Consider the following 22,204-nt stretch of genomic DNA (forward strand, 5'->3'; position numbering starts at 1 on the left):
GGATACCCACAACATGACCAGCGCCGAGGCGGCCCCCGCGACCAGTTTCCAGATTTCCGTGCAGCCCAGCGGCCGCGCCTTTGCCGCACAGGGCGATGAGTCCATCCTGGCCGCCGCCATCCGCAGCGGCGTGGGGCTGCCCTATGGCTGCAAGGACGGAGCCTGCGGCTCCTGCAAGTGCAAGAAACTGAGCGGCGCGGTGTTCCACGCCAACCACCAGTCCAAGGCGCTCTCGGCCGACGAGGAGGCCGCAGGCTTCGTGCTGACCTGCTGCGCCAAGCCCCTGACCGACGTGGTGCTCGAATCACGCCAGGTGACGGACGAGAGCGCCTACCCGGTCAAGAAGATGCCGGTGCGCGTATCCACCCTCACCAAGAAGTCGCACGACGTGATGCAGCTGCGCCTGCAGCTGCCGGCGGCCGACACCTTCCGCTACCACGCGGGGCAGTACATCGAGTTCATCCTGCGCGATGGCGCGCGCCGCGCATACTCCATGGCCAATGCACCGCACACCCAGGGCGATGCGCCGGGAGTGGAGCTGCACATCCGCCACATGGCGGGCGGGCGCTTCACCGACCACGTGTTCGGTGCCATGAAGGAAAAGGAAATCCTGCGCGTGGAAGGCCCGTTCGGCAGCTTCTTCCTGCGCGAGGACTCGGACAAGCCCATCGTGCTGCTCGCCTCGGGCACGGGCTTTGCACCCACCAAGGCACTGATCGAGCACCTGCAGTTCAAGGGCAGCACCCGGCCCACGGTGCTCTACTGGGGCGGCCGCCGCCCGCAGGACCTGTACATGGCCGATTGGGTGCAGGAGCGCGTGGCCGAGATGCCCAACCTGCGCTACGTGCCCGTGGTCTCCGACGCGCAGCCCGAAGACGGCTGGACGGGCCGCACGGGCTTCGTGCACCAGGCCGTGATGGACGATTTCGCCGACCTCTCGGGCCACCAGGTCTATGCCTGCGGCGCCCCCATCGTGGTCGAGTCGGCACGCGACGCCTACAGCGCCCAGCGCGGCCTGCCGCCCGAGGAGTTCTTTGCCGACGCCTTCACCTCCGAGGCCGACAAGCACGGCTGACATCGCCGGCAAGACCGTTCTTTTTGGAGTGGGCACTCCATTTTTTGCACAATGGCGCCATGAACCGCAGAAACCTCACCACCCTACTCGCCAGCGCCGCCGTCATGGCCGCTGCCCTTCCACACGCCGCGATGGCCCAGGATTCGGGCCAGCCGATCCGCCTGATCGTGCCCTATGCACCGGGCGGCCCCATCGACGTGACGGCGCGCGCGCTGGCCGAGCGGGTGCGCGACTCGCTGGGCACGGTGATCATCGACAACAAGGGCGGTGCTGGCGGCAACATCGGTGCCGACGCGATCGCCAAGGCGGCGCCGGACGGCCTGACCATCGGCATCGCGGCCACCGCCACGCACGCGGTGAACCCCTGGCTGTACAGCCGCATGCCCTACGACGCGGGCAAGGACTTCGCCGGCATCACGCAGATGGTGCGCGTGCCCAATGTACTGGTGATCAACGCCGCCAAGGCCGAGCAGCTCAAGATCAACACCCTGGCGGACCTGATCGCCTATGCCAAGGCCAACCCGGCCAAGCTCAACTACGGCAGCGGCGGCAACGGCAGCGCCGGCCACCTGGCGGGCGAGATGTTCAAGCAGCGCGCCGGCATCTTCGCGCTGCACATCCCCTACCGCGGCGCCAACCCGGCGCAGTTGGCCCTGTTGGCCGGCGAGGTGGATTTCAACATCGACAACCTGGCCGCTGCGGCCCCCAATATCCGTGCCGGCAAGCTCAAGGCCCTGGCCGTGACCTCGCTGGCCGCCAGCCCCTCGCTGCCGGGCGTGCCCCCGCTGTCGGACACCTTCAAGGGCTTTTCCATCGACACCTGGTGGGGCCTGGTGGCCCCTGCGGCCACGCCCAAGCCGGTGATCGACAAGCTCAACAAGGCCTTCGTCGCGGCCCTGAATGCGCCCGAGACCAAGACCCGCTTCGGCCTGCTGCTGGCCGAGCCCGTGCCCACCACGCCGGCGCAGTTCGAGTCCTTCATGGCCAGCGAGCGCGCCAAGTACCAGCAGGTGGTGAAGGCCTCTGGGGCAAAGGTCGACTGACCGTCCCACCGCCCCCTTCTTCAGCGCCCTCCGGGGCGCTTTTTCATGCCCGGGCCGGCAGCACGCTGCGCTGCCTTGCCACCACGGCCTCCAGCGCGGCCACCAGGGCATCGCATTCGGCGTCACCCACGGGCAGCGACAGCGCGATCAGGCCGCGCCGGGCCATGAACACGCCCTCTTCCAGCAGGCCGAAGAACACCAGGTCCTTGGCGCGCCCGTCGGTGACCTGCAGGTCGGCGGGGGAGCGCACGGGCGCAGCCGTGGCGTGCAACGCCATCAGCGAGCCGGTGCCGGTAAAGGCCATGTCCACACCGTGGCCGGCCAGCACGGCGTTGAAGCGCGCGCGCAGCTGCTCGCCGCGCTGGTTGAGCGCCTGAACCACCTGGGCGGTGAGCACCTGCGTGAGGCCCGCATGGCCAGCGGCCATGGTGAGCACGTTGTTGTTGAACGTGCCGGCGTGGGCCAGCGCATCGGGGCGGCGCGGGTCGAAGCGCTCCATCACGTCGCGGCGCCCGCCGAACACCCCGAACGACATGCCGCCCCCAAGGTACTTGCCCGCCGTGGTGAGGTCCGGCCGGATGGACAGCAGCGCCTGGCGCCCACCGAAGGACAGGCGCGAGGTCATGACCTCGTCGAACACCAGCAGCGCACCGCAATCGTCGGCCAGATCACGCAGCGCCTGCAGGAATGCCGGCTCGCCAGGGATGCAGCCCCCAGCCCCAAGCATGGGCTCGACCAGGATGGCGGCGATGTCTGCCCCGTGCGTGGCCACCAGCGCGCGCACGCTGTCGGCATCGTTGTAGCGCGCCAGCACGAAATCGTGCGGCACATTCATCGGTGAGCCCCCGCCCGCGAAGGTGAGCACGCCGCCGTGGTAGGCACCATCGAACACGATCACCTTGCTGCGCCCCGTGTGGGCCTTGGCGGCGGCCAGGGCCAGCAGATTGGCCTCGGTGCCCGAATTGGCAAAGCGCAGCAGCTCCATGGACGGAAAGCGCCGCCGGATCTCGTGCGCCAGCAGCCCCTCGCGCGCCGTGTGGGACGAGAGGTTGATGCCGCCAGCCAGCGCCTCCTGGATGGCGCCCATGATGACCGGGTGCGAGTGGCCGTAGAGCCCCGCCGTGAACTCGCCCAGCGCATCGATGTATTCGTGGCCATCGGCATCCCACACCCTGCAGCCCTCCCCGCGCGCCATGCTGAGCGGGAAGGGTCCGTGGAACAGCACGCTGCGGGTGTTGCCGCCAGGCAGCGCCGTTTCCGCTTCGGCCAGCAGGGCGGCGCTGCGCGGATTGCGGGCGCGGTAGGTCTCCACCGCCTCGAAAAGGGCGTGGTCCAAGGGGGTCTGGGTGGCGCTCATGCGATCTCCTGTACGGTGTACAATAAATTATGGATCCCAGGAGGCGATCTGGCAAGGGGCGGCGTTCAGCGCAGCCGGATGCCCGACAATCCAGCCACTGCCATCGCCCTTGTTCCCCATGCCCCGCGCCCGCACCAAAGCCCCTGTTTCCGCCGACACCGCCGCCGACGCTGCGGCCACGCCCCTGTCGCGCGAGAGCGTGCTGGCCGCTGCCCTCACGCTCATCGACCAGCGCGGGGTGGAGGCCTTCAGCGTGCGCGACCTGGCCCGCTCGCTCGGCGTGTACCCCACGGCGCTGTACTGGCATGTGCCCGGGGGCCGCAATGCGCTGATCGCCGGAGCGGTGACGGCCGCGGTGGGCGCGCTGGAACCCCCTGACGCAGCAGGCGACTGGCAAGCCGAGCTGCGCGCCCTGTTCGCACGCTACCGGCGGGCCGTGCAACGGCACCCGCGCATCGCCCCGGTGCTCGGTGCGCAGCTGGTCTCCAACGCCAGCCTGGACCCGCTGCTGCTGGAGAGCATCCTGGCGCTGCTGGAATCGGCCGGCTTCGCGGACCAGGGCCTGTTCGATGCCTACAACGTGGTGATCGCCGCCATGGTCAGCTTCGTGACCCTGGAACTTGCGCCGCAGCCCGAGGACGACCCCGATGGCTGGGCCGCAAGCCACCAGGCGCGGCTGGCACAGATCGACGCCACGGCCTGCCCCACCCTGGCGCGCCACCTGCCGCAGATGGCCAACCGCGCCTTCGTGGTGCGCTGGAGCAGCGGCAGCACGCACCCGCTGGATGCAGGCTTCGATGCCTGGACGGAGGTGGTGGTGCAGGGGCTGGCCGCTCGGCTGCCCCAGGCGGATTAGCTGCTGGCGCTTGCCACCGGCCAGAGCAGGGTGTCGGTGCGCTCGATGCGCTGGCCGGCCACTGCCGCCAACTGGCCTGGCGTAACGTGCTCGGGCGCCAGCTCGGACAAGGGCAGCAGCACGAAGGCCCGCTCCCCCATGCGCGGGTGCGGCACGGTGAGATCGGGCGAGGTGATGGTCTCGCCGCCATAGAGCAGGATGTCCAGGTCCAGCGTGCGCGGCGCGTTGCGGTACAGGCGCTCCCGGCCCGCCGCCACTTCGATGGCCTGCAGGGCCTGCAGCAGGGCCGTGGGCGACAGCCCGGTGGCCAGCTCGGCCACGGCATTCAGGTAGTCGGGGCCATCGGCATCCACCGGCGCGCTGCGGTACAGCGAAGACACCTGGCGCACCTGCGTCTGCGGCAGGGTGGCCAGGGAGGCCAGCGCTTGCTGCAGCGCGGCGCCCCGGTCACCGAGGTTGGCACCCAGGCCGATGAAGGCCGCTACCACGGCCATGCCGGTGCAGCCGCTCACTCTGCCGCGGGCGCGGCAGAGCCTGCACTGCCACCACCCGCACCACCGCCGCCCGTGGGCTTGCGGCGACGGCGGCGGCGCTTCTTGGGGGCGCTGCCGTCGGGGGGCACGGCATCGCCACCGTGCTCGGGGGCGAAATCATCGCCCTCGTCCTGCGCGCCGTCGGCCGAGGCGGCACGGGGCGCACGCGGCTTGGGTTGCGCGGCCGCCGGGGCCTGGCCCTCGCCAGCGGGCGCCGCCTTGGGCACGCGCCGCGCCGTGGGCTGGGCCACGCGCTGGCGCGCCTTCTGTTCCTCGCGGGCCTGGTCCATCAGGTCTTCGCGGCGGTCATCGTCGGCGGCCTGGAAGTCCTGCCACCACTCGGCCAGGGCCTCGCCGATCTCGCCCACGTCAGCCCGCAGGCGCAAGAAGTCGAAGCCGGCACGAAAGCGCGGCTGCATGACCATGCCAAAGGGTGTGCTGCCCACGCGCTTTTCGAAGCGCGGCTGCATGACCCAGATCTCGCGCATGTCGGCCGCCAGCTTGCCGCGGCCCGAGACGTCGCCGATGCGCTTGTCGAACACCTCGTCGATGGCCTCCTGCAGCGCCGGCAGCGCGTGCTGGCGCTGGTTGGTCATGCGCGCATCCCAGCCATTGCGCACGTCTTCCCACAGCACGCAAGCCAGCAGGAAGCTCGGCGCCACGGGCTTGCCTTCGCCCACGCGGCGGTCGGTGTCGGCCAGGGCGGCGCTCACGAACGGCGTGTCGGCGCGTTCCACCGCCACGTCCAGCAGCGGGTAGATGCCCTTGGCCATGCCGAGCTTCTTGAGCTGGGCGATGGTGGCGATGGCGTGGCCGGTCTGCAAGAGCTTGAGCATCTCGTCGAACATGCGGCTTTGCGGCACGTCGGCGAGCAGCGCCTGCGACTGCACCAGCGGCGCGGCCGTCTTGGTCTCGATGGTGAAGCCCAGGGCGCTGAGCTTGGCGGCAAAGCGCACGGCGCGGATGATGCGCACCGGGTCTTCGCGGTAGCGCGTGGCCGGGTCGCCAATCATGCGCAGCGTCTTCTTCTTGGCGTCCTGGATGCCCTTGTGGTAGTCCACCACGATCTGGCTGACCGGGTCGTAGTACATGGCGTTGACGGTGAAGTCGCGGCGCGTGGCGTCCTCGTCCTGCGGGCCCCAGACGTTGTCGCGCAGCACGCGGCCGCTGGCGTCCACGGCATGCTGCATGCCCGACAGCTGCTGCTTGCTGGTCTTCTCGTTGCCCGCGACCTGGCCGGCCGCGGCGTTGTCCAGGTAGGCGCGGAAGGTCGAGACCTCGATCACCTCGTGCTCGCGGCCCCGGCCATGCACCACATGCACGATACGAAAGCGCTTGCCGATGATGAAGGCGCGGCGAAACAGCCCCTTGACCTGCTCGGGCGTGGCGTTGGTGGCCACGTCGAAATCCTTGGGGCGCAGGCCCAGCAACAGGTCGCGCACGGCACCGCCGACGATGTAGGCCTCATAGCCGGCCTGCTTGAGCGTGGCCACGACCTCGGCCGCCCGGCGGTCCACCAGCTCGGGGTTGATGCCGTGCACGGTGGCGGGCACCTCTTCGCGCTTGCCGAAATGCGGCTTGCCGCCCGAGGTGCCGGGCGTCGATTTGCCCAGCAGTTTGTCGATGAACTTCTTGATCATGGGTGTGCAGTAAACAGGTCCAGTATGCGCCAGCCGCGCTCCTGGGCCAGCGCCCGCAGGCGCGGGTCGGGGTTGGTGGCGACCGGGTGGTCGACCTTTTCGAGCAGGGGCACGTCGTTCATCGAGTCGCTGTAGAACGTGCTCTCGACATCACCCCAGGTGAGCCGGCGCTCGGCCAGCCATTGTTCCATGCGCGTCACCTTGCCTTCACGCATGGTCGGCACGCCGTCGATCTCGCCGGTGTACCAGCCGCTCGCGTCGCGCAGCAGTTGCACGGCCAGCAACTGCTGCACGCCGAGCGCCTTGGCGATCGGCGTGGTCACGAATTCGTTGGTGGCGGTGACGATCAGGACCTCGTCCCCGGCGGCGAGGTGCTGCTGCACCAGGGCCAGGGCCTGGGGTTGGATAGCCGGCGTGATGACCTCGCGCATGAACTGTTCATGCGCCGTGGCCGCCGCCTCGGGGCCGCGCAGGCGCACGGCCTCGGTGGCAAAGCGCACGTAATCGTGCACGTCGAGTGTACCTGCCTGGTAGTGGGCATAGAACTCGCCATTGCGGCGCGCGAACTCGACGGGATCGTTCCAGCCGATGCGGATGGTGAATTCGCCCCATTCGTAGTCGGAGTCGAGCGGCAGCAGCGTGTGGTCCAGGTCGAACAGCGCGAGCCGGGGGCGGGTGGCCGGGGAAGCAGGGAGGGTCATTCGGTCAGTTGCCGGGGTGCAGCGGCATGGGGATGCGGATCGGGCACGCGGGAATCATTCGGACTCGAGCATCGCCTTGAGCAGCGGGATGGTGATGGCGCGCTGGGCGCGCAGGGCATAGGCGTCGAGCTGGTCAAGCAACTGCATCAGGCTGCCCAGGTCGCGCGAGAAGCGGTTGAGCATGTAGTCCATGACATCGTCGCTCAGGAACACGCCGCGGGCGTCGGCCTCCTGGCGCAGCACGGCGCGGCGCTCGGGCTCGCCCAGCAGCTGCAGCTGGAACACATGGCCCCAGCCCAGGCGGCTGCGCAGGTCGTCGCGCAGCGGCAGGTCGGCCGGCGGCAGGCTGCCGGCGGCCAGCACCCAGCGCTGGCTGCCGCTGGCCGGGCTGATGGCGTTGACGAACCAGTTGAAGGCCGTGGCCTGCTGGGACGTGCTGTACAAATGCACATCGTCCATGAGCACGGCGGACCAGCCTTCGTCGAACTCGGGCGGCTCGCCCATGGAAGGATCGAGCCAGCCCACGGCGTCGCCCTGCTCGCGCAGCGCCTGGCGCACGGCATGGAGCAGGTGCGACTTGCCGCTGCCCGACTCACCCCAGAGGTAGGTCGGCACGGGTGAACGGGTGGCCGGGCTGCTGCCGACCCCGGTCGCCAGGCGCAGGTGCTGCAAGGCGGCCTCGTTCGGGCCGGCGAAGAAACGGGAAAGCGTAGGCCCGGTGGCCAGGCCGATGTCGAGCGCCAGTTGCTTCATGCGCGGCACCCGGACAGGAGGGCCCAGCCCGTGGCGGTGGGTGCGCAGGCAGCGGGCAGTGAAAGAATCGGCAGCGGCATCACAGGTGGCATGGATAGGGGTCAGCCGTAGGTGACTGCGGCGGAACGCAGCGAAAGGGATGGCACAGGGCCTGTTTCAGGGCGCCAGGCGGCAGCTTGCAGGCAGCCCCGGCAGCGACAATACGGCCGATTTTAGTCTGCCGCCCGCACCTGGATGGCACAGGCACCCCATTCCGGGTGCGAATGCAGCGCGATCGCCAAAGCCCCGGCCCGCGCAGGGCTGACGGGACGGCGCGTCGATGCACCTTAAAATCACGGGATTCCAGCCCGCCCGGCGGGCCCACCAGCACACACCCTCCATGAGCTCTTCCGCGACCCCCACACCCCTTTCCTACAAAGACGCCGGCGTTGACATCGACGCGGGCGACGCGCTGGTCGAACGCATCAAGCCCCTGGCGAAGAAAACCATGCGCGAAGGCGTGCTGGCCGGCATCGGCGGCTTCGGGGCGCTGTTCGAGGTGCCCAAGCGCTACAAGGAGCCCGTGCTGGTCTCCGGTACCGATGGCGTGGGCACCAAGCTCAAGCTGGCATTCGAGTGGAACATGCACGACACCGTGGGCATCGACCTGGTGGCCATGAGCGTCAACGACGTGCTGGTGCAGGGCGCCGAGCCGCTGTTCTTCCTCGACTATTTCGCCTGCGGCAAGCTCGACGTGGACACGGCGGCCGCCGTGGTGGGCGGCATCGCCCGGGGCTGCGAGCTCAGCGGCTGCGCGCTGATCGGTGGAGAAACGGCTGAAATGCCCGGCATGTACCCTGCGGGCGAATACGACCTGGCCGGTTTTGCCGTGGGCGCGGTCGAAAAATCCAAGATCCTCTCGGGCAAGGACGTGCAGCCCGGCGATGTGGTGCTGGGCCTGGCCAGCCATGGCGTGCATTCCAACGGTTTCAGCCTGGTGCGCAAGTGCATCGAGCGCGCTGGCGCCCAGACCCCCGCAACGCTGGACGGCAAGCCCTTCAAGCAGGCCATCATGGAGCCGACCCGCCTGTACGTGAAGAACGTGCTGGCCGCGCTGGCCGCCCACCCCATCAAGGCGCTGGCCCACATCACCGGTGGCGGCCTGCTCGAGAACATTCCGCGCGTGCTGCCCGAAGGCACGGCCGCGCACCTGCAAAAGGGCAGTTGGCCCCAGACCGAGCTGTTCGCCTGGCTGCAGAAGACTGCCGGCATCGACGACATCGAGATGAACCGCACCTTCAACAATGGCATCGGCATGGTGGTGGTGGTGGATGCCGCCAACGCCGCCGCCACGGCCGCCACGCTGGCCGCCGCGGGCGAAACGGTGTACACCATTGGCGCCATTGCGCCACGTGGTGACGGCGCCGCCGTGGTCGTTGCCTGAGGCGGCCCGGCGCCATGGCGCAGCCACCGCTGGAACCGCCTGAAGCGGGCACCGACATCGTGCCCGCTTCCCTGCCCGACACCCCTGCCGTGCCGGCCTCCCTGTCCGGGGCGAGCCATCCGCTGCCGTTCGGTCCGCTGCCCCGCGGCGTGGCGCTGGCCAGCTACCTGTTGATGGCCGGTGCGCTGCTGCTGGTGATGTGGCGCAACCTGCTGCCCGGCCTGCTGTGCGTGTGCCTGGGCTTTCTCGCCACCCGGGCGCTGGCGCGCTGGTTCGCGCGGCTGGCCCAGCGCCGCGCAGGGCCGCACCCCAGCGTGCTGCCGCGCATGGCCGAACTGGCGGCGGCGGCCGTGGTGATGCTCTCGCCCCTGGTGCTGCTGGCCATTGGCGTCACCCATTCGCGTGGCTACCTGGTGGAAGCGCCCCAGCAGTACCGCGAACTGCTCGACTACATGGCGCGCACGGTGCTGGAGCTGCGCCTGAAGCTGCCGGCCGACATGGCCAGCCACCTGCCCGAGGGCGCGGCGGAAATCCAGCGCATCATCGCCAGCTACCTGGGGGCCAAGGCCGGCGCCCTGGCCATGGCCGGGCGCGCCTGGCTGGCGGGGCTGCTGTTTGCCTACGTGGGCCTGCTGATCGGTTCGCTGGCGGCCGTGCGGCCGATGGCACCGCCGCGCGGCCCCCTGGCCATCGCCCTGCAGCAGCGCATCACGCTGCTGGGCGAGGCCTTCCGCCAGATCGTGGCCGCGCAGTTCTGGATCGCGAGCTTCAACACCCTGCTCACGGCGCTGTTCCTGCTGTTCGTGCTGCCCATCTGGAAGCTGGAGCTGCCCTACACCCCGGTGCTGATCACCCTGACCTTCGTGGCCGGGCTGGTGCCCATCGTCGGCAACCTGCTGTGCAATGCGGTGATCACCATCGTCGGCCTGTCGGTGTCGCCCATGGCGGCCGCGGCCTGCCTGGGCTTTCTGATCCTGATCCACAAGGCCGAATACGTGATCAACGCCAAGGTCGTGGGCCGGCGCACGCACATGGGCGTGTGGGAGCTGCTCAGCGTGATGTTCGTGGCCGAGGCCGTGTTCGGCCCCGCCGGGCTGGTGGCGGCCCCGCTGTTCTACGCCTACCTCAAGAAGGAACTGGTCGCAGCGCGGCTGGTGTGATACGGATTTGCCTTCAACCGTCTAACGTCGTTGGTCCGCCTTGCCGTGCTGCAGCACTGTCTGCGGCCTCCCGCCTAGCTATACGATTGAAGGCAAATCCGTATGAGCCAGCCGGCGCAGCCCGGTCATTTGCGCGCGAACTGCTTTTCCACGAAGGCCCACACCAGGGTGGATGCGTCCGGCCCTTGCGGGTCGCTGTAGGGCAGGCTCGGCGTACCGCCACTCCAGGCATGGCCCAGGCCCACGATTTCGCGCAGCGCCACCACCGAGCGGGCGCGTGCCCGGTATTCGGTCACCCGCGTCGCATGGCGCTTGCCGCGCTGCAGCATGCGCGCCGTGCCGGCGCGTGCGCCCAGCGACCCGGCCCACAGCGTGGCCGTGGCCACCGCATTGCGCACGGAGACCACGCCGTCGGCATCGCCATGCAATATCAGCAAGGGGGGCAGTGGCGGCAGCGGCGTACCGTCGATGCGCAGGCCCGGCACCAGGGCACTGGCGCCTGGCGGCTCGGGCAGGTGCGCCTCGCGCTTGCCATGCATGGCGGCCATGGCCGTGGCGGCCGACTCGGCCGTGCCCGGCGCCACGCCGGAATGCATGGCCACGGCGCAAAAGCGCTCCGGGTAGGTCGCGCCCAGCAGGGCTGCCATGCTGGCACCGGCCGACAGGCCGGCCACCGCCACACGGTTCAGGTCCACCGGATGGCGGCGCGCCACCTGGTCCACGGCCGCCAGCAGGGTGGCGGCTTCGGCAGCGGCCTTGCCATTGCGCCGCTCGAACCAGTTCCAGCAGCCATGGGCGTTGGCCATGCGCTCCTGCTCGGGGTAGAGCACCAGAAAGCGCTTGCGCGCTGCCAGCCGGTTCATGCGCGAACTGGCGGCCAGGTCGCGCCCGGTCTGGCCGCAACCATGCAGCATGACCAGCAGCGGCAGGGTCTCGCCCTTCTTGAGCGCCAGTGCGGGCGGGATGTACAGATGGAAACGCCGCGCTCCCGCAGGCCCCGGCGCAATGCCTGCCAGCCACTCGCCACTGACGGGCTGGGGCTTGCGTGGGCGCGGGGCCACGCTGCGAATGGGCGGCTGCCTGGCGGTTTTCTGGGCCAGCGTGGGCACGGCACGCAGCGCCGTCACCGCCTGCGCGCGCATGGGCCTGGCCGCCTTCTCAAAGGCCTTGAGGTTGCGCTGGTAGGCGCGGGTGAGCGCTGACAGCGAGAAGAGACGGGAGCGGCGGGCCATGGGCAGAGGTGCGGATGCTATGCATAGATAGGGAAAACCCTATGCACCATAGCAGCTTATGGCTTCGTGCGCCTGACGCTATTCAATCAATAGCACGCAAGCGTTTTCAGCCAACGTTCACGCCGTGCAGGGTGCCAATACGAGGGGTATTCGGCAGGCCTCCGCCTGCAGGTTTGCAGCCCAGGCAAAGAATCATGGCAGAAATTGATCGATAGATGTCCATGCCGGGCGGGACTGCACGGATCTTCAAAGGGGAAGATACGTCCATTGCAACCCGAGCCCCAGGGCAACCACCATGAAAACCTGTCTGATTGTGATTGATTCCCAGGAATCCTTCCGCCAACGCCCCTACTTCACGGAAGACGATGTGCCCGCCTACCTGGCGGCGCAGAACGCGCTGATCGCGGGCTGCGTGGCACGGGGCGTGCCGGTGGTGCGCATCCTCCACAGCGACGGCCCGGCCGAGGCCAGCAACGCCTTCGCTGTCGAATCCGGCCATGTGCGGGCGCTCGAAGGCCTGGCGGCCTTCGACGCTGCGGCCACCTTCACCAAGTCGCGCCACAGTGCGCTGGTGGGCACGGACCTCGGTGTCTGGCTCACCCGGCACGGCATCCAGCGCCTGGTGGTGAGCGGCATCCGCACCGAGCAGTGCTGCGAAACCACCACGCGCCACGCCTCGGACCTGGGCTGGGAGGTGGACTTCGTGACCGACGCCACCCTGACCTGGGACATGGTGCAGCCTGATGGCCGCACGCTGCCCGCCGCCGACATCAAGGCCCGCACCGCCACCGTGCTGGCAGGCCGCTTCGCCACCGTCTGCAGCGCCGAACAGGCGCTGGCACGGCTGGCGCAGGCTTCCTGAACCCGGGAGCGACCATGCTGGAACTGCGCCCCTCCTGCGAGCACTGCAACACCGCCCTGCCCCCGGCCTCCCTGCAAGCGCGCATCTGCAGCTTTGAATGCACCTTTTGCGCAGACTGCGCCGAGCAAGTGCTCGGCAACGTCTGCCCCAACTGCGGCGGCGGTTTCGCGCCGCGCCCCATCCGCCCCGCACAGGACCGCATCAACGGCAACTACCTGGGCAATGACCCGGCGAGCACCCAGGTACGCCACCGTCCGGTGGACCTGCAGGCACACGCTGCCCTGGCTGCCAGCCTGCGCGGCCTGGCGCCCGAGCAGCGCTAAGCTCCGCAGGCCCCGCCATGAACAGCCCGCCGCTTCCCATCCACGTCTACTTCGCCCTGCTGCCCGGCAGCCTGGTGCTGGACTGGGCTGGCCCGGCCGAGGCGCTGCGCATTGCCAACCAGTTGCTGCGCGCCCAGGGCCAGCCGGAGCGCTTCGTGCAGCACTTCACGAGCCCCAGGCCCGAGGCGGTGACCTCGGTGGGCGCCATGCTGACCGGGCTGGAGCCCCTGCCCGCCACCCTGCCCCAACCGGCCTGGGTGGTGCTGGTGGGCCTGCCGGGCCAGGCCATCGCGGTGGACAGCAGCGAGGCGCGCGACCTGCTGCACTGGCTGCGCGGCTTGCGCCTGGCCACAGGCCGGCTGGAGCTGGTCACCATCTGCGCGGGCGCGGTACTGGCGGCGCACGCCGGGCTGCTGGCCGGCCGGCGCGCCACCACGCACCACCAGCACCTGGGCGAGCTGGCCCTGGTGGACCCGCACTGCGACGTGGTGTCCAACCGCGTCTTCGTGCACGATGGCGCGTTGCACAGCAGCGCCGGGGTGACCACCGGCATCGACCTGGTGCTCTACCGCATTGCCGACATCTGTGGCCCGGCGATGGCCGCCCAGGTGGCCCAGACCATGGTGGTGGCCTTGCGCCGTGGCCCGCAGGACCCGGAGCTCTCGCCCTTTCTGCACCACCGCAACCACCTGCACGGTCCCCTGCACCGCGTGCAGGATGCCGTGGGCCAGCAGCCCCAGGCGCCCTGGAACGTGGGCGCCATGGCCGAGGTGGCGCACACCTCGCCCCGGCACCTGAACCGGCTGTTTCTGGAGCATGCGGGCATTGCGCCACTGCAGTACCTGCGCCGCATCCGCCTGGCCGCCGCCGAGGCGGCCTTGCAGTCGGGCCACAACGTGACGCAGGCAGCGGCTCTGGCGGGCTTCAGCTCGGACACGCAGCTGCGCCGAGCCTGGCACCAGTTCGGCCGCCCGGGTACACCGGCCCGGGATGCTGTGAACGGCCACTGACCGAGGGTCAGGCCCAGCCCGGTGGGGCGTCAGTAGATTTCTGGCACGTACATGCCTGCGGGCACGGGCTGGCGCAGGTACTCGGGGTTGCGCACGCGCTCGGGCAGCACCACGGGCGGGTGCGGCACATCCTGGTAGGGGAACTGCGACAGCAGGTGCGAGATGCAGTTCAGGCGCGCCTTCTTCTTGTCCACGGCCTGCACCACCCACCAGGGGGCTTCGGGGATGTGGGTGCGCTCGAGCATGGTTTCCTTGGCCTTGGTGTAGGCCTCCCAGCGCACGCGGCTCTCCAGGTCCATGGGGCTCAGTTTCCACTGCTTGAGCGGGTCGTGGATGCGGCCCAGAAAGCGCAGATGCTGCTCTTCGTCGGTGATGGAGAACCAGTACTTGACCAGGGTGATGCCCGAGCGCACGAGCATCTTCTCGAAATCGGGCACGGTGCGGAAGAACTCCTCGTATTCGTCGTCCGAGCAAAAGCCCATGACGCGCTCGACGCCGGCGCGGTTGTACCAGCTGCGGTCGAACAGCACCATCTCGCCGGCGGCAGGCAGGTGCGCCACGTAGCGCTGGAAGTACCACTGCGTGCGCTCGCGGTCGTTGGGTGCCGGCAGCGCCGCCACACGGGCCACGCGCGGGTTCAGGCGCTGGGTGATGCGCTTGATGACGCCGCCCTTGCCGGCCGCGTCGCGCCCCTCGAACAGGATCACCACCTTCTGGCGGCTGTGCTGCACCCAGTCCTGCAGCTTGACCAGTTCGCCCTGCAGGCGGAACAGCTCCTTGAAGTACTGCTGGCGTGCTTGCCGGTCGGTAGGCACCAGCTCACCGACATCGTCCACGTTGCGGTCCTCGATCTCCAGCTCCAGCTCTTCGTCGTAGCTGTCGATCAGGTCGTTGGCGATGCGCTGCATCAGGTCCTGGGCATCGATGGGTGCGTTTTGGAACATGGCTTCGGAGGGGCAAATAGGGTTTCCCATGATGCGCCCGTCCGGTGACAAATGCATGACAACGCCATGAAGTGTCACACCGCTGTCATGCGGTAACAGCAGTATCGGTGGCCATGCGCTGGCGCTTTTGTTGCAGCTGCGGCCTTTTCGTCCTTTTTCCAGCCTTTCATGAACGCATCCGCCGCCAGTACCGCAGGCCAGAACTATGGGGGAGATGCCGCAGGCCTGATCTGCGGCTACCGCATGGGCACCCCGGGCCCGGCGCAGGCCATCGACTCGGTGGAGGCCGCGCAATGGCTGCAGTCGCTTGCCAGTGCCCAGGCACTGGAAGACCACCCGCCTGCCGACCTGGCCGGGGACGGCGAGGCCCTGCCCTTCGTCTGGCTGCATTTCAACTTGAGCCACATCCAGGCCGTGCGCTGGATGGAGCGCCACGCCGGGCTGCCCGACGCGTTTTTCGAGGCGCTCAAGGACGGCTCGCATTCCACCCGCATCGAGCGCGACGACGACACGCTGATTGCCGTGCTCAACGACGCGCATTTCGACTTCGCCTTCGAGCCCTTCGACATCGCCACGCTGTGGATCAGCGTGGCGCCGCAGCTGGTGGTCACCGCCCGCGCCCACCCGCTGCGCTCGGTTGATGCGCTGCGCACGGCGGTGCGCAATGGGCATTCGCCACGCTCCAGCGTGGCCCTGCTCGAGCAGCTCATGCGCACCCAGGCCGGCGGCCTGGTGGACATCGTGCGCGGCGTCACGCAGCGCATCGACCGCATCGAGGACGAGCTGCTGGCCGGCCGGCTGGACTACAAGCGCTCCCGCCTGGGCGTGCTGCGCCGGCTGCTGGTGCGCCTGCAGCGCCTGCTGGCGCCCGAGCCGGCGGCCCTGTTCCGCCTGCTGCAGAACCCGCCGGCCTGGATGGGCGCCGAGGACGCCCAGGAACTGCGCGACTCGACCGAGGAGTTCTCGGTGGTGCTGCGCGACATGCAGGGCCTGCAGGAACGCATCAAACTGCTGCAGGAAGAAGTGGCCGCCAACGTGCAGGAGGCCAACAGCCGCAGCCTGTTCGTGCTGACGGTGGTGACGGTGCTGGCGCTGCCCATCAACATCATGACCGGCCTTCTGGGCATGAACGTGGGCGGCGTGCCGCTGGCGGACAGCCCGCACGGCTTCTGGATCATCGTGGGCATCCTCGTGGTGTTCACCGCCGTGGCGGCCTGGATCGCCCTGCGGGGCACCCGGGACCGGTAGGAGGCGCCACAGGGCGGGCCATTACAATCCCGCCCCTTGCCTCGCTCCCCGGATTCCGCGCCACCATGAACATCGTCGTCAACGAAGAACTCAAAGCCTACATCGATCCCCTGACCCGCGACGAACACGACGCCCTGGAACGCAGCCTGCTGGCCGAGGGCTGCCGCGATGCCCTGGTGCTCTGGGGTGACGTACTGGTGGACGGCCACAACCGCTACGGCATCTGCCAAAAGCACGGCCTGCCCTTCCAGACGGTGCAGAACACGCAATTCCAGAGCATGGAAGACGTGCACCTGTGGATGATCGACCAGCACCTGGGCCGCCGCAGCGTCTCGGACTTCCAGCGTGGTGTGCTGGCCCTGCGCAAGCGCGAGATCGTGGCCGCGCGCCGCAGCCGTGCCGCCGCCATACCGCCCGAGCCGGTGGACGAGGCCGACCTGCCCTGGTCGTCCGACGGCCCGGTGGCAGCGCCCCCGCCGCCCGCCCCCGCGCCCGAGGAGCCCTCCGAGACCCTGAGCAGCCGCGAGGCGATTGCCCGCGCGGCGCGCCTGAGCAGCAGCCAGGTGGTGGCGATCGAGAAGATCCAGAAGCAGGCGGCGCCCGAGCTGGTGGCGGCCGTCAAGTCCGGCACCATCTCGCTGGCCACCGCCGCCACCGTGGCCACCCTGCCGGCCGAGGAACAGGTCGCCGCCGCCAAGGGCGGCAAGGACGAGCTCAAGCAGGCCGCCAAGCGCGTGCGCGATGCCAAGCAGCGCAAGCCGCGTGAAGACAAGGAAGACGCGGCGCCCGAAAAAGAGGCATCGGATGCCCATGCTGGCGGCGAACTGCAGGCGCTGCGCCTGCGGGTGGCCGAGTTGACCGCAGAGAACGAAGCCCTGCGGGCAGAACTGGCCCGGCTGCAGGGCTGACGCCGGCAGCCCTGCGCGAGAAAAGGTTCGTGCCTATTCGTTCGCGCTGCGCAAGGCAATCAGCCGTTCGGTGATGTGGTCGATGTCCAGGCCGTCCTCTACATGCTGGAGGTAGGTTTCCAGGTCGAAGATGGCCTCGGGCAGGTTGCCGCGCTCGGCGTGCGCGAGCCCGCGATCGCGCCACTCGCCCCAGGCTTCGGGCTGCAGCACGATCAGCCGGTCCTGCACCGCGATCAGCCGCTGCCAATCCTGCTGGGTGCGGTGCACCTCCTTGAGGTTGCGCAGCATGCGCGCGATGATGTCGCGCGGCGTGGCGGCCTGCAGGTACAGGCCCAGGGGCACGTCGTAGTCGTCCACCAGGCCGTTGCGGCGCTTGTAGGGCTCCAGCCGTTCGCCCAGCTCTTCGCGGCTCAGCGACTGGCCGGTGATCGGGTCCAGCACCACCTGCCCCTTGGGCAGCAGCACCTTGACCATGAAATGCCCCGGAAAGGCGATGCCGCGTGCATGCAGGCCCAGGCCCTGGGCCAGCTCCATCCACAGCACGGCCAGGCTGATGGGGATGCCCCGGCGCGTGCGCAGCACGGCATTGAGGTAGCTGTTCTCGGGGTCGTAGTAGTTGTTGACGTTGCCGCCGAAACCCATGTCGGCAAAGAAGAACTGGTTGAGCGTGCGCAGGCGCTGCAGCGCGGGCGCGTCGGCCGGCAGGCGGCGCTTGATGCGCGCCTGCAGCTGGTCCATGTCGCCCAGCAGCAATTGCACGTCGAATTCGGGGTATTCGTCCTGCGCCAGGCTGGCGGCGGCCTCCAGCAGGGGGAAGTGGTCATCGCTTTGCACCAGCGATGCAAAGTACTCCAGCGAGGTCGGTACGGTCAGGCTCAGTGGCATGGCAAGGTTGTAAGGTTCTGACCCGGCCGCGTCAAGCTGCAAAAGTCACGCGGGACAGGGTTATTTCGCTTGGCCACGGCCAGGCCGCTTCAGCGCCGCAGCATCTTGCGCAGCTTGAGCCCGGCCGCCCACAGGGCGCCGAAGTACAGCGCGGCCGATGCCGCCATGAGCGCCGCCAGCAGGCCGATGCGCTGCCACTTGGCGGCGCGCAGGCCCAGCCAGTCGAAATGGTACGACGACCACACCAGCAGCGTGGCCAGCAAGGCACTTGCAGCCACCACCTGCAGGATGAAGCGGCCCCAGCCCGGCAGCGGCTGGTAGCTGCCGCGCCGCAGCAGGCCGATGAGCAGCCACAGCGCGTTGATGAGGGCTCCCAGGCCAATGGACAGGGCCAGGCCGGCGTGCCCAATCCGAAGCCACCACACCAGCGCCACGTTGAGCAGTTGCGTGATGACCAGCACCGAAATGGCGATCTTCACTGGCGTGCGCACGTCCTGGCTGGCGTAGTAGCCCGGCGCCAGCACCTTGATGGCCACCAGTCCGAGCAGGCCCGCGCCGTAGCCAGACAGGGCCATCGCGATCTGGCCCACGTCGCCATCTTGCAGCTTGCCGTAGTGGAACAGCGTGGCCACCAGCGGCTTGGAGAAGGTGAGCAGGGCCACCGCGCAGGGCACGGCCAGCAGCACCACGATGCGCAGGCCCCAGTCGAGCATGGCGGAGTACCTGTCGGCATCGCCCGCGGCCTTGGCCGCCGTGAGCTGCGGGGTGAGCACCACACCCAGGGCCACGCCCAGCAGCGCGGTCGGGAACTCCATCAGCCGGTCGGCATAGAACAGCCAGGTGACGCTGCCCGGCGCCAGGTAGGACGCTATCTGGGTGTTGATCATCAGCGAGATCTGCGCCACGCCCACGCCCAGCAGGATGGGGCCCATGAGCGACAGCACCTTGCGCACGCCCGGGTCGGCCCAGGCCGTGCGGATGGCGCGCCAGCGGACGCCGATGCGCGGCAGCAGCCCCATGCGCGCCAGCACCGGAATCTGCACCGCCAGCTGCAGCACCCCGCCCAGCAGCACCCCGCCGGCCATGGAGTAGATGGGCTCGATGCCGCGCGCCTCCAACTGGGGGGCACCGAGCAGGGCCGCGCCGATCATGGACAGGTTGAGCAGCACCGGCGAGGCCGCCGGCACGGTGAAGTGCTTCCAGGTATTGAGCACACCCGCCGACAGGGCGACCAGCGACATGAAGCCGATGTAGGGGAACATCCAGCGCGTCATGAGCACGGCGGCGTCGTAGGCCGCCGGGGTCTGGCGCATGCCGCTGGCCAGGGCCCAGACCAGCACCGGCGCCCCGACCACGCCGAGCACGCAGGTCAGCAGCAGCACCCAGGCCAGGGCCGTGGCCACGTTGGCGATGAGCACGCGCGTGGCGTCTTCCCCCTGCTGCGCCTTGCTGGTGGCCAGCACGGGGATGAAGGCCTGGCTGAACGCCCCCTCGGCGAAGAAGCGGCGAAACAGGTTGGGGATGCGGAAGGCGACGTTGAAGGCGTCCGTCAGGGCGTTGGCCCCGAAGAGGGAGGCCATCAGAAGATCGCGCGCCAGGCCCGTCACACGGGAGGCCAGGGTCAGCAGGGAGACAGTGGAAGCAGCTTTGAGCAATGACACCGCCGGGAGTGTATGCGCTGGCGGGTGGCCGGCGGCGGCAGCCACCGCCGGAGTGTTGGGCAAAAGGGGGGCCAAGAGAGTCTCCGCGTGGAAGGGACGAGGCAGTCTTGGCGACGACCGTGAAGTGAAGATGAAGTCTGCGAGGCGGGTGTGAAGTGGCGCCCAGTGTTTCACCCGTTCACCAATAGCCCTCGCGTTGGCGGTACAGATGCAGCATCTAGGCCCGGTTGGCCGACTGGGCTATAATCGCGGGCTTTGCTGGCATCATCCTCAGACCTTAAGGAAACACATCAATGGCATCCGCTAAACCCAAGAAGAAGAACCCGCGCCTGGCGTCGGGCCGCAAGCGCGTCCGTCAGGACACGAAACTCAACGCCGCGAACACCTCGCTGCGCTCCAAATACCGTACCGCTGTGAAGAACGTCGAAAAGGCTGTTCTGACCGGCGACAAGACCAAGGCGACCGAACTGTTCGCCAAGATGCAAGCCGTGGTGGACTCCGTGGCCGACAAGGGCATCTTCCACAAGAACAAGGCCGCACGCGACAAGAGCCGTCTGTCTGCCAAGGTGAAAGCCCTGGCCCTGGCCGCCTGACCCTCTTCAGGCAAACAGCCCGAACGGCCCACGCCGTTCGCCGTTTGTAACGGGTGCGCTGCCAGCAAAAAACGAACGAACCGCCCTGGGGCGGTTTTTTCGTTTCCGGGGCGCGAATGCGGCAGATGCCATGCCCCGTCAGGTACAAAAAAAGCCCCGAGGGGCCTTCATGATTGCAATACGGGCGCCCTTTCAGGACTTGACGGGAGGGGACAGCACCGGAGCATCCGGCACCAGGCAGGCCTCGGCCACCTGCAGGTTGTTGTCGCGCGCGAAGTTGACGACGAAATCCCAGGCCATGGGCTCGTGGTCGCGCAAATCGCGGTGCACCACCACGCACTTGATGCCATTGAGGGTGGTGGGAATGCACCAGGGCGAATAGCTCAGGTGGCTACCCGGCCGCGCCCCCCCGGGGCGAAAACTGCTCATCACCCCCGCCAGACGCTCGGCCCAGTCGCTGGGACGGAAGGTTTTCCCGTCGTGGGTGACGCCTTGGATGAAGATCTCTTTGGAGGTGGGGGAAACCATCGGGTCGAAGTGTAATGGACAGCCGGCAGCCACAGGATCACTGCATGCTGCACTGCAGCGTAGCATTCTAACTCTTATATAAGAGCTACCTCCCTATTTCCTACCGGAGCACAAGGCATCGCCGGCCACGCGCATTGCAGTGATGCGCAATCGTCAACAGCGGGTCATCGCATGGCCCCTAGAATCGTGCTTCGTTTTCGGGGTGGACAAGCCCACCCTCTCACCGCACCGCCAGGAGATTTCTGCATGACCGCTTTCATTGAGGCCGCCTCGCCCCACGTGATGAACACCTATGGCCGCGTGCCGATTGCGCTGGCCCGTGGTCAAGGCTGCCGCGTGTGGGACGTGAACGGCAAGGAATACCTCGATGGCCTGGGCGGCATCGCCGTGAACACGCTGGGCCACAACCACCCCCAGCTGGTGCCCGCGCTGCAGCACCAGATCAGCCAGATCATGCATTCGTCCAACTACTACCACGTGCCCCTGCAGGAGACCCTGGCGGCCAAGCTGGTGGAGCTGTCGGGCATGACCAACGTGTTCTTCTGCAACTCGGGCCTGGAAGCCAACGAGGCAGCCCTGAAGATCGCGCGCAAGTACGGCGTGGACAAGGGCATCGCCAAGCCCGAGATCGTGGTCTACGAGAAGGCCTTCCACGGCCGCTCCATCGCCACCATGTCGGCCACCGGCAACCCCAAGATCCACAACGGCTTCGGCCCGCTGGTGGAAGGCTTCGTGCGCGTGCCGCTCAACGACATCGAGGCCATCAAGCAGGCCACCGAGGGCAACCCCAACGTGGTGGCCGTGTTCTTCGAGACCATCCAGGGCGAAGGCGGCATCAACCCGATGCGGGTGGAGTACCTGCAGCAGCTGCGCAAGCTGTGCGACGAGCGCGGCTGGCTGATGATGATCGACGAAGTGCAGTGCGGCATGGGCCGCACCGGCAAGTGGTTCGCGCACCAATGGGCCGGTATCGTGCCGGACGTGATGCCCCTGGCCAAGGGCCTGGGCTCGGGCGTGCCCATCGGCGCGGTGGTGGCCGGCCCCAAGGCCGCCAACGTGCTGCAGCCGGGCAACCATGGCACCACCTTCGGCGGCAACCCGCTGGCCATGCGCGCCGGCGTGGAAACCATCCGCATCATGGAAGAAGACGGTCTGCTGCACAATGCTGCCACCGTGGGAGAGCACCTCAAGGCCGCGCTCGTGCGCGAACTGGGCAGCCTGCCCGGGGTCAAGGAAGTGCGCGGCCAGGGCCTGATGCTCGGCGTGGAACTGGACAAGCCCTGCGGCGTGCTGGTGGCCCAGGCGGCCGAGGCCGGCCTGCTGCTGAGCGTGACTGCCGACAAGGTGATCCGCCTGGTGCCCGCGCTGATCCTGTCCACCGCCGAGGCCGACGAGATCGTCGCCAAGCTGGTCCCGCTGGTCAAAGCCCTGCTGGCCGAATAAACCCTGGGCGCGCATGCAGCGCGCCG

General features: G+C 68.7%; 22 protein-coding genes. 12 read left to right on the top strand and 10 right to left on the bottom strand.

Annotated features, from left to right (window positions below; all coding sequences use genetic code 11):
• Window positions 1-13 precede the first annotated feature (13 nt).
• Together U5N23_RS22665 and U5N23_RS22670 are read left to right on the top strand one after the other, a co-directional pair.
• On the top strand, window positions 14-1,075 hold the full coding sequence (locus tag U5N23_RS22665) for a CDP-6-deoxy-delta-3,4-glucoseen reductase (RefSeq protein WP_322594984.1): 1,062 nt from the start codon (window positions 14-16) through the stop codon (window positions 1,073-1,075).
• Window positions 1,076-1,134: 59 nt separating this feature from the next.
• Complete coding sequence (locus tag U5N23_RS22670) at window positions 1,135-2,118, top strand: tripartite tricarboxylate transporter substrate binding protein (protein WP_322594985.1); 984 nt, start codon at window positions 1,135-1,137, stop codon at window positions 2,116-2,118.
• A 43-nt stretch (window positions 2,119-2,161) separates the two neighbouring features.
• Here the strand turns inward: U5N23_RS22670 and U5N23_RS22675 are convergent, their stop codons facing one another.
• The gene (locus U5N23_RS22675; RefSeq protein WP_322594986.1) at window positions 2,162-3,475 is read right to left on the bottom strand and encodes an aspartate aminotransferase family protein; all 1,314 of its coding nucleotides are present in this window, start codon (window positions 3,473-3,475) and stop codon (window positions 2,162-2,164) included.
• A gap of 118 nt (window positions 3,476-3,593) precedes the next feature.
• Between U5N23_RS22675 and U5N23_RS22680 the strand changes: the two genes are divergently transcribed.
• Entirely contained in the window at window positions 3,594-4,331 is a 738-nt protein-coding gene (locus U5N23_RS22680) for a TetR/AcrR family transcriptional regulator (protein WP_322594987.1), read from the top strand.
• Here the strand turns inward: U5N23_RS22680 and folK are convergent.
• From folK to hda, 4 genes are read right to left on the bottom strand one after another with little or no spacing between them, the layout of a single operon-like run.
• Window positions 4,328-4,825 (bottom strand): 2-amino-4-hydroxy-6-hydroxymethyldihydropteridine diphosphokinase, encoded by a 498-nt coding sequence (folK, locus tag U5N23_RS22685; protein WP_322595552.1) that lies wholly within the window; start codon window positions 4,823-4,825, stop codon window positions 4,328-4,330. The two genes, U5N23_RS22680 and folK, sit on opposite strands and share 4 nt — an antisense overlap.
• Window positions 4,826-4,839: 14 nt before the next feature.
• Entirely contained in the window at window positions 4,840-6,504 is a 1,665-nt protein-coding gene (gene pcnB / locus U5N23_RS22690) for a polynucleotide adenylyltransferase PcnB (protein ID WP_322594988.1), read from the bottom strand.
• Complete coding sequence (locus U5N23_RS22695) at window positions 6,501-7,205, bottom strand: HAD family hydrolase (RefSeq protein WP_322594989.1); 705 nt, start codon at window positions 7,203-7,205, stop codon at window positions 6,501-6,503. Before U5N23_RS22695 ends, pcnB begins: the two co-directional genes overlap by 4 nt.
• 54 nt (window positions 7,206-7,259) lie before the next feature.
• Window positions 7,260-7,958: a DnaA regulatory inactivator Hda gene (hda, locus tag U5N23_RS22700; protein ID WP_322594990.1), complete on the bottom strand. Its 699-nt coding sequence runs from the start codon at window positions 7,956-7,958 to the stop codon at window positions 7,260-7,262.
• 379 nt (window positions 7,959-8,337) lie between these two features.
• Between hda and purM the strand changes: the two genes are divergently transcribed.
• Window positions 8,338-9,381 (top strand): phosphoribosylformylglycinamidine cyclo-ligase, encoded by a 1,044-nt coding sequence (purM, locus tag U5N23_RS22705; protein WP_322594991.1) that lies wholly within the window; start codon window positions 8,338-8,340, stop codon window positions 9,379-9,381.
• Between the two features lie 14 nt (window positions 9,382-9,395).
• A complete protein-coding gene (locus U5N23_RS22710; RefSeq protein ID WP_322594992.1) occupies window positions 9,396-10,541 on the top strand; it encodes a permease in 1,146 nt (381 codons plus the stop codon).
• Between the two features lie 125 nt (window positions 10,542-10,666).
• Here U5N23_RS22710 and U5N23_RS22715 read toward each other — a convergent pair whose 3' ends face one another.
• Window positions 10,667-11,773, bottom strand: coding sequence for a PHB depolymerase family esterase (locus U5N23_RS22715; protein WP_322594993.1), 1,107 nt, complete (start codon window positions 11,771-11,773; stop codon window positions 10,667-10,669).
• 295 nt (window positions 11,774-12,068) lie between these two features.
• Here U5N23_RS22715 and U5N23_RS22720 point away from each other — a divergent pair, with 295 nt between their 5' ends.
• The 3 genes from U5N23_RS22720 to U5N23_RS22730 are packed head-to-tail and all read left to right on the top strand — an operon-like array spanning window position 12,069 to window position 13,968.
• Window positions 12,069-12,635 (top strand): isochorismatase family protein, encoded by a 567-nt coding sequence (locus U5N23_RS22720; RefSeq protein ID WP_322594994.1) that lies wholly within the window; start codon window positions 12,069-12,071, stop codon window positions 12,633-12,635.
• A gap of 14 nt (window positions 12,636-12,649) precedes the next feature.
• Window positions 12,650-12,958 carry a DUF1272 domain-containing protein gene (locus U5N23_RS22725; protein WP_322594995.1) on the top strand — a complete coding sequence of 103 codons (309 nt, stop codon included), beginning with the start codon at window positions 12,650-12,652 and terminating at the stop codon, window positions 12,956-12,958.
• A gap of 17 nt (window positions 12,959-12,975) precedes the next feature.
• Window positions 12,976-13,968, top strand: coding sequence for a GlxA family transcriptional regulator (locus U5N23_RS22730; RefSeq protein WP_322594996.1), 993 nt, complete (start codon window positions 12,976-12,978; stop codon window positions 13,966-13,968).
• 29 nt (window positions 13,969-13,997) lie between these two features.
• Here the strand turns inward: U5N23_RS22730 and ppk2 are convergent, their stop codons facing one another.
• Window positions 13,998-14,912, bottom strand: a complete 915-nt coding sequence (gene ppk2 / locus U5N23_RS22735) for a polyphosphate kinase 2 (protein WP_322594997.1) — start codon at window positions 14,910-14,912, stop codon at window positions 13,998-14,000.
• 168 nt (window positions 14,913-15,080) lie between these two features.
• Between ppk2 and U5N23_RS22740 the strand changes: the two genes are divergently transcribed.
• Both U5N23_RS22740 and U5N23_RS22745 read left to right on the top strand, forming a co-directional pair.
• Window positions 15,081-16,160 (top strand): transporter, encoded by a 1,080-nt coding sequence (locus U5N23_RS22740; protein ID WP_322594998.1) that lies wholly within the window; start codon window positions 15,081-15,083, stop codon window positions 16,158-16,160.
• Between the two features lie 65 nt (window positions 16,161-16,225).
• Window positions 16,226-17,068 carry a plasmid replication/partition related protein gene (locus tag U5N23_RS22745; RefSeq protein ID WP_322594999.1) on the top strand — a complete coding sequence of 281 codons (843 nt, stop codon included), beginning with the start codon at window positions 16,226-16,228 and terminating at the stop codon, window positions 17,066-17,068.
• Between the two features lie 33 nt (window positions 17,069-17,101).
• Here U5N23_RS22745 and U5N23_RS22750 read toward each other — a convergent pair whose 3' ends face one another.
• Both U5N23_RS22750 and murJ read right to left on the bottom strand, forming a co-directional pair.
• Window positions 17,102-17,953 (bottom strand): SirB1 family protein, encoded by an 852-nt coding sequence (locus U5N23_RS22750; protein WP_322595000.1) that lies wholly within the window; start codon window positions 17,951-17,953, stop codon window positions 17,102-17,104.
• An 89-nt stretch (window positions 17,954-18,042) separates the two neighbouring features.
• Window positions 18,043-19,614 (bottom strand): murein biosynthesis integral membrane protein MurJ, encoded by a 1,572-nt coding sequence (murJ, locus tag U5N23_RS22755; protein WP_322595001.1) that lies wholly within the window; start codon window positions 19,612-19,614, stop codon window positions 18,043-18,045.
• Between the two features lie 293 nt (window positions 19,615-19,907).
• On the opposite strand from murJ, the gene rpsT reads away from it, so the two are divergent.
• Complete coding sequence (rpsT, locus tag U5N23_RS22760; RefSeq protein WP_007848982.1) at window positions 19,908-20,207, top strand: 30S ribosomal protein S20; 300 nt, start codon at window positions 19,908-19,910, stop codon at window positions 20,205-20,207.
• Between the two features lie 192 nt (window positions 20,208-20,399).
• Here rpsT and U5N23_RS22765 read toward each other — a convergent pair whose 3' ends face one another.
• Entirely contained in the window at window positions 20,400-20,735 is a 336-nt protein-coding gene (locus U5N23_RS22765) for a DUF3579 domain-containing protein (protein WP_322595002.1), read from the bottom strand.
• A gap of 246 nt (window positions 20,736-20,981) precedes the next feature.
• Between U5N23_RS22765 and U5N23_RS22770 the strand changes: the two genes are divergently transcribed.
• Window positions 20,982-22,178 carry an aspartate aminotransferase family protein gene (locus U5N23_RS22770; RefSeq protein WP_305745130.1) on the top strand — a complete coding sequence of 399 codons (1,197 nt, stop codon included), beginning with the start codon at window positions 20,982-20,984 and terminating at the stop codon, window positions 22,176-22,178.
• Window positions 22,179-22,204 lie beyond the last annotated feature (26 nt).

The sequence above is a fragment of the Acidovorax sp. genome (assembly GCF_034519795.1).
GTDB lineage: Bacteria > Pseudomonadota > Gammaproteobacteria > Burkholderiales > Burkholderiaceae_C > Acidovorax.

Excerpts from the sequence above, each read along its gene's own strand:
- U5N23_RS22770 (WP_305745130.1), top strand. The coding sequence starts at position 20,982 with ATGACCGCTTTCATTGAGGCCGCCTCGCCCCACGTGATGAACACCTAT.
- U5N23_RS22725 (WP_322594995.1), top strand. The coding sequence starts at position 12,650 with ATGCTGGAACTGCGCCCCTCCTGCGAGCACTGCAACACCGCCCTGCCC.
- ppk2 (WP_322594997.1), bottom strand. The coding sequence starts at position 14,912 with ATGTTCCAAAACGCACCCATCGATGCCCAGGACCTGATGCAGCGCATC.
- U5N23_RS22665 (WP_322594984.1), top strand. The coding sequence starts at position 14 with ATGACCAGCGCCGAGGCGGCCCCCGCGACCAGTTTCCAGATTTCCGTG.
- U5N23_RS22695 (WP_322594989.1), bottom strand. The coding sequence starts at position 7,205 with ATGACCCTCCCTGCTTCCCCGGCCACCCGCCCCCGGCTCGCGCTGTTC.
- U5N23_RS22750 (WP_322595000.1), bottom strand. The coding sequence starts at position 17,953 with ATGCCACTGAGCCTGACCGTACCGACCTCGCTGGAGTACTTTGCATCG.
- U5N23_RS22765 (WP_322595002.1), bottom strand. The coding sequence starts at position 20,735 with ATGGTTTCCCCCACCTCCAAAGAGATCTTCATCCAAGGCGTCACCCAC.
- U5N23_RS22675 (WP_322594986.1), bottom strand. The coding sequence starts at position 3,475 with ATGAGCGCCACCCAGACCCCCTTGGACCACGCCCTTTTCGAGGCGGTG.
- U5N23_RS22710 (WP_322594992.1), top strand. The coding sequence starts at position 9,396 with ATGGCGCAGCCACCGCTGGAACCGCCTGAAGCGGGCACCGACATCGTG.
- U5N23_RS22670 (WP_322594985.1), top strand. The coding sequence starts at position 1,135 with ATGAACCGCAGAAACCTCACCACCCTACTCGCCAGCGCCGCCGTCATG.
- rpsT (WP_007848982.1), top strand. The coding sequence starts at position 19,908 with ATGGCATCCGCTAAACCCAAGAAGAAGAACCCGCGCCTGGCGTCGGGC.
- U5N23_RS22740 (WP_322594998.1), top strand. The coding sequence starts at position 15,081 with ATGAACGCATCCGCCGCCAGTACCGCAGGCCAGAACTATGGGGGAGAT.
- U5N23_RS22720 (WP_322594994.1), top strand. The coding sequence starts at position 12,069 with ATGAAAACCTGTCTGATTGTGATTGATTCCCAGGAATCCTTCCGCCAA.
- pcnB (WP_322594988.1), bottom strand. The coding sequence starts at position 6,504 with ATGATCAAGAAGTTCATCGACAAACTGCTGGGCAAATCGACGCCCGGC.
- U5N23_RS22680 (WP_322594987.1), top strand. The coding sequence starts at position 3,594 with ATGCCCCGCGCCCGCACCAAAGCCCCTGTTTCCGCCGACACCGCCGCC.
- folK (WP_322595552.1), bottom strand. The coding sequence starts at position 4,825 with ATGGCCGTGGTAGCGGCCTTCATCGGCCTGGGTGCCAACCTCGGTGAC.
- purM (WP_322594991.1), top strand. The coding sequence starts at position 8,338 with ATGAGCTCTTCCGCGACCCCCACACCCCTTTCCTACAAAGACGCCGGC.
- U5N23_RS22745 (WP_322594999.1), top strand. The coding sequence starts at position 16,226 with ATGAACATCGTCGTCAACGAAGAACTCAAAGCCTACATCGATCCCCTG.
- U5N23_RS22730 (WP_322594996.1), top strand. The coding sequence starts at position 12,976 with ATGAACAGCCCGCCGCTTCCCATCCACGTCTACTTCGCCCTGCTGCCC.
- hda (WP_322594990.1), bottom strand. The coding sequence starts at position 7,958 with ATGAAGCAACTGGCGCTCGACATCGGCCTGGCCACCGGGCCTACGCTT.
- U5N23_RS22715 (WP_322594993.1), bottom strand. The coding sequence starts at position 11,773 with ATGGCCCGCCGCTCCCGTCTCTTCTCGCTGTCAGCGCTCACCCGCGCC.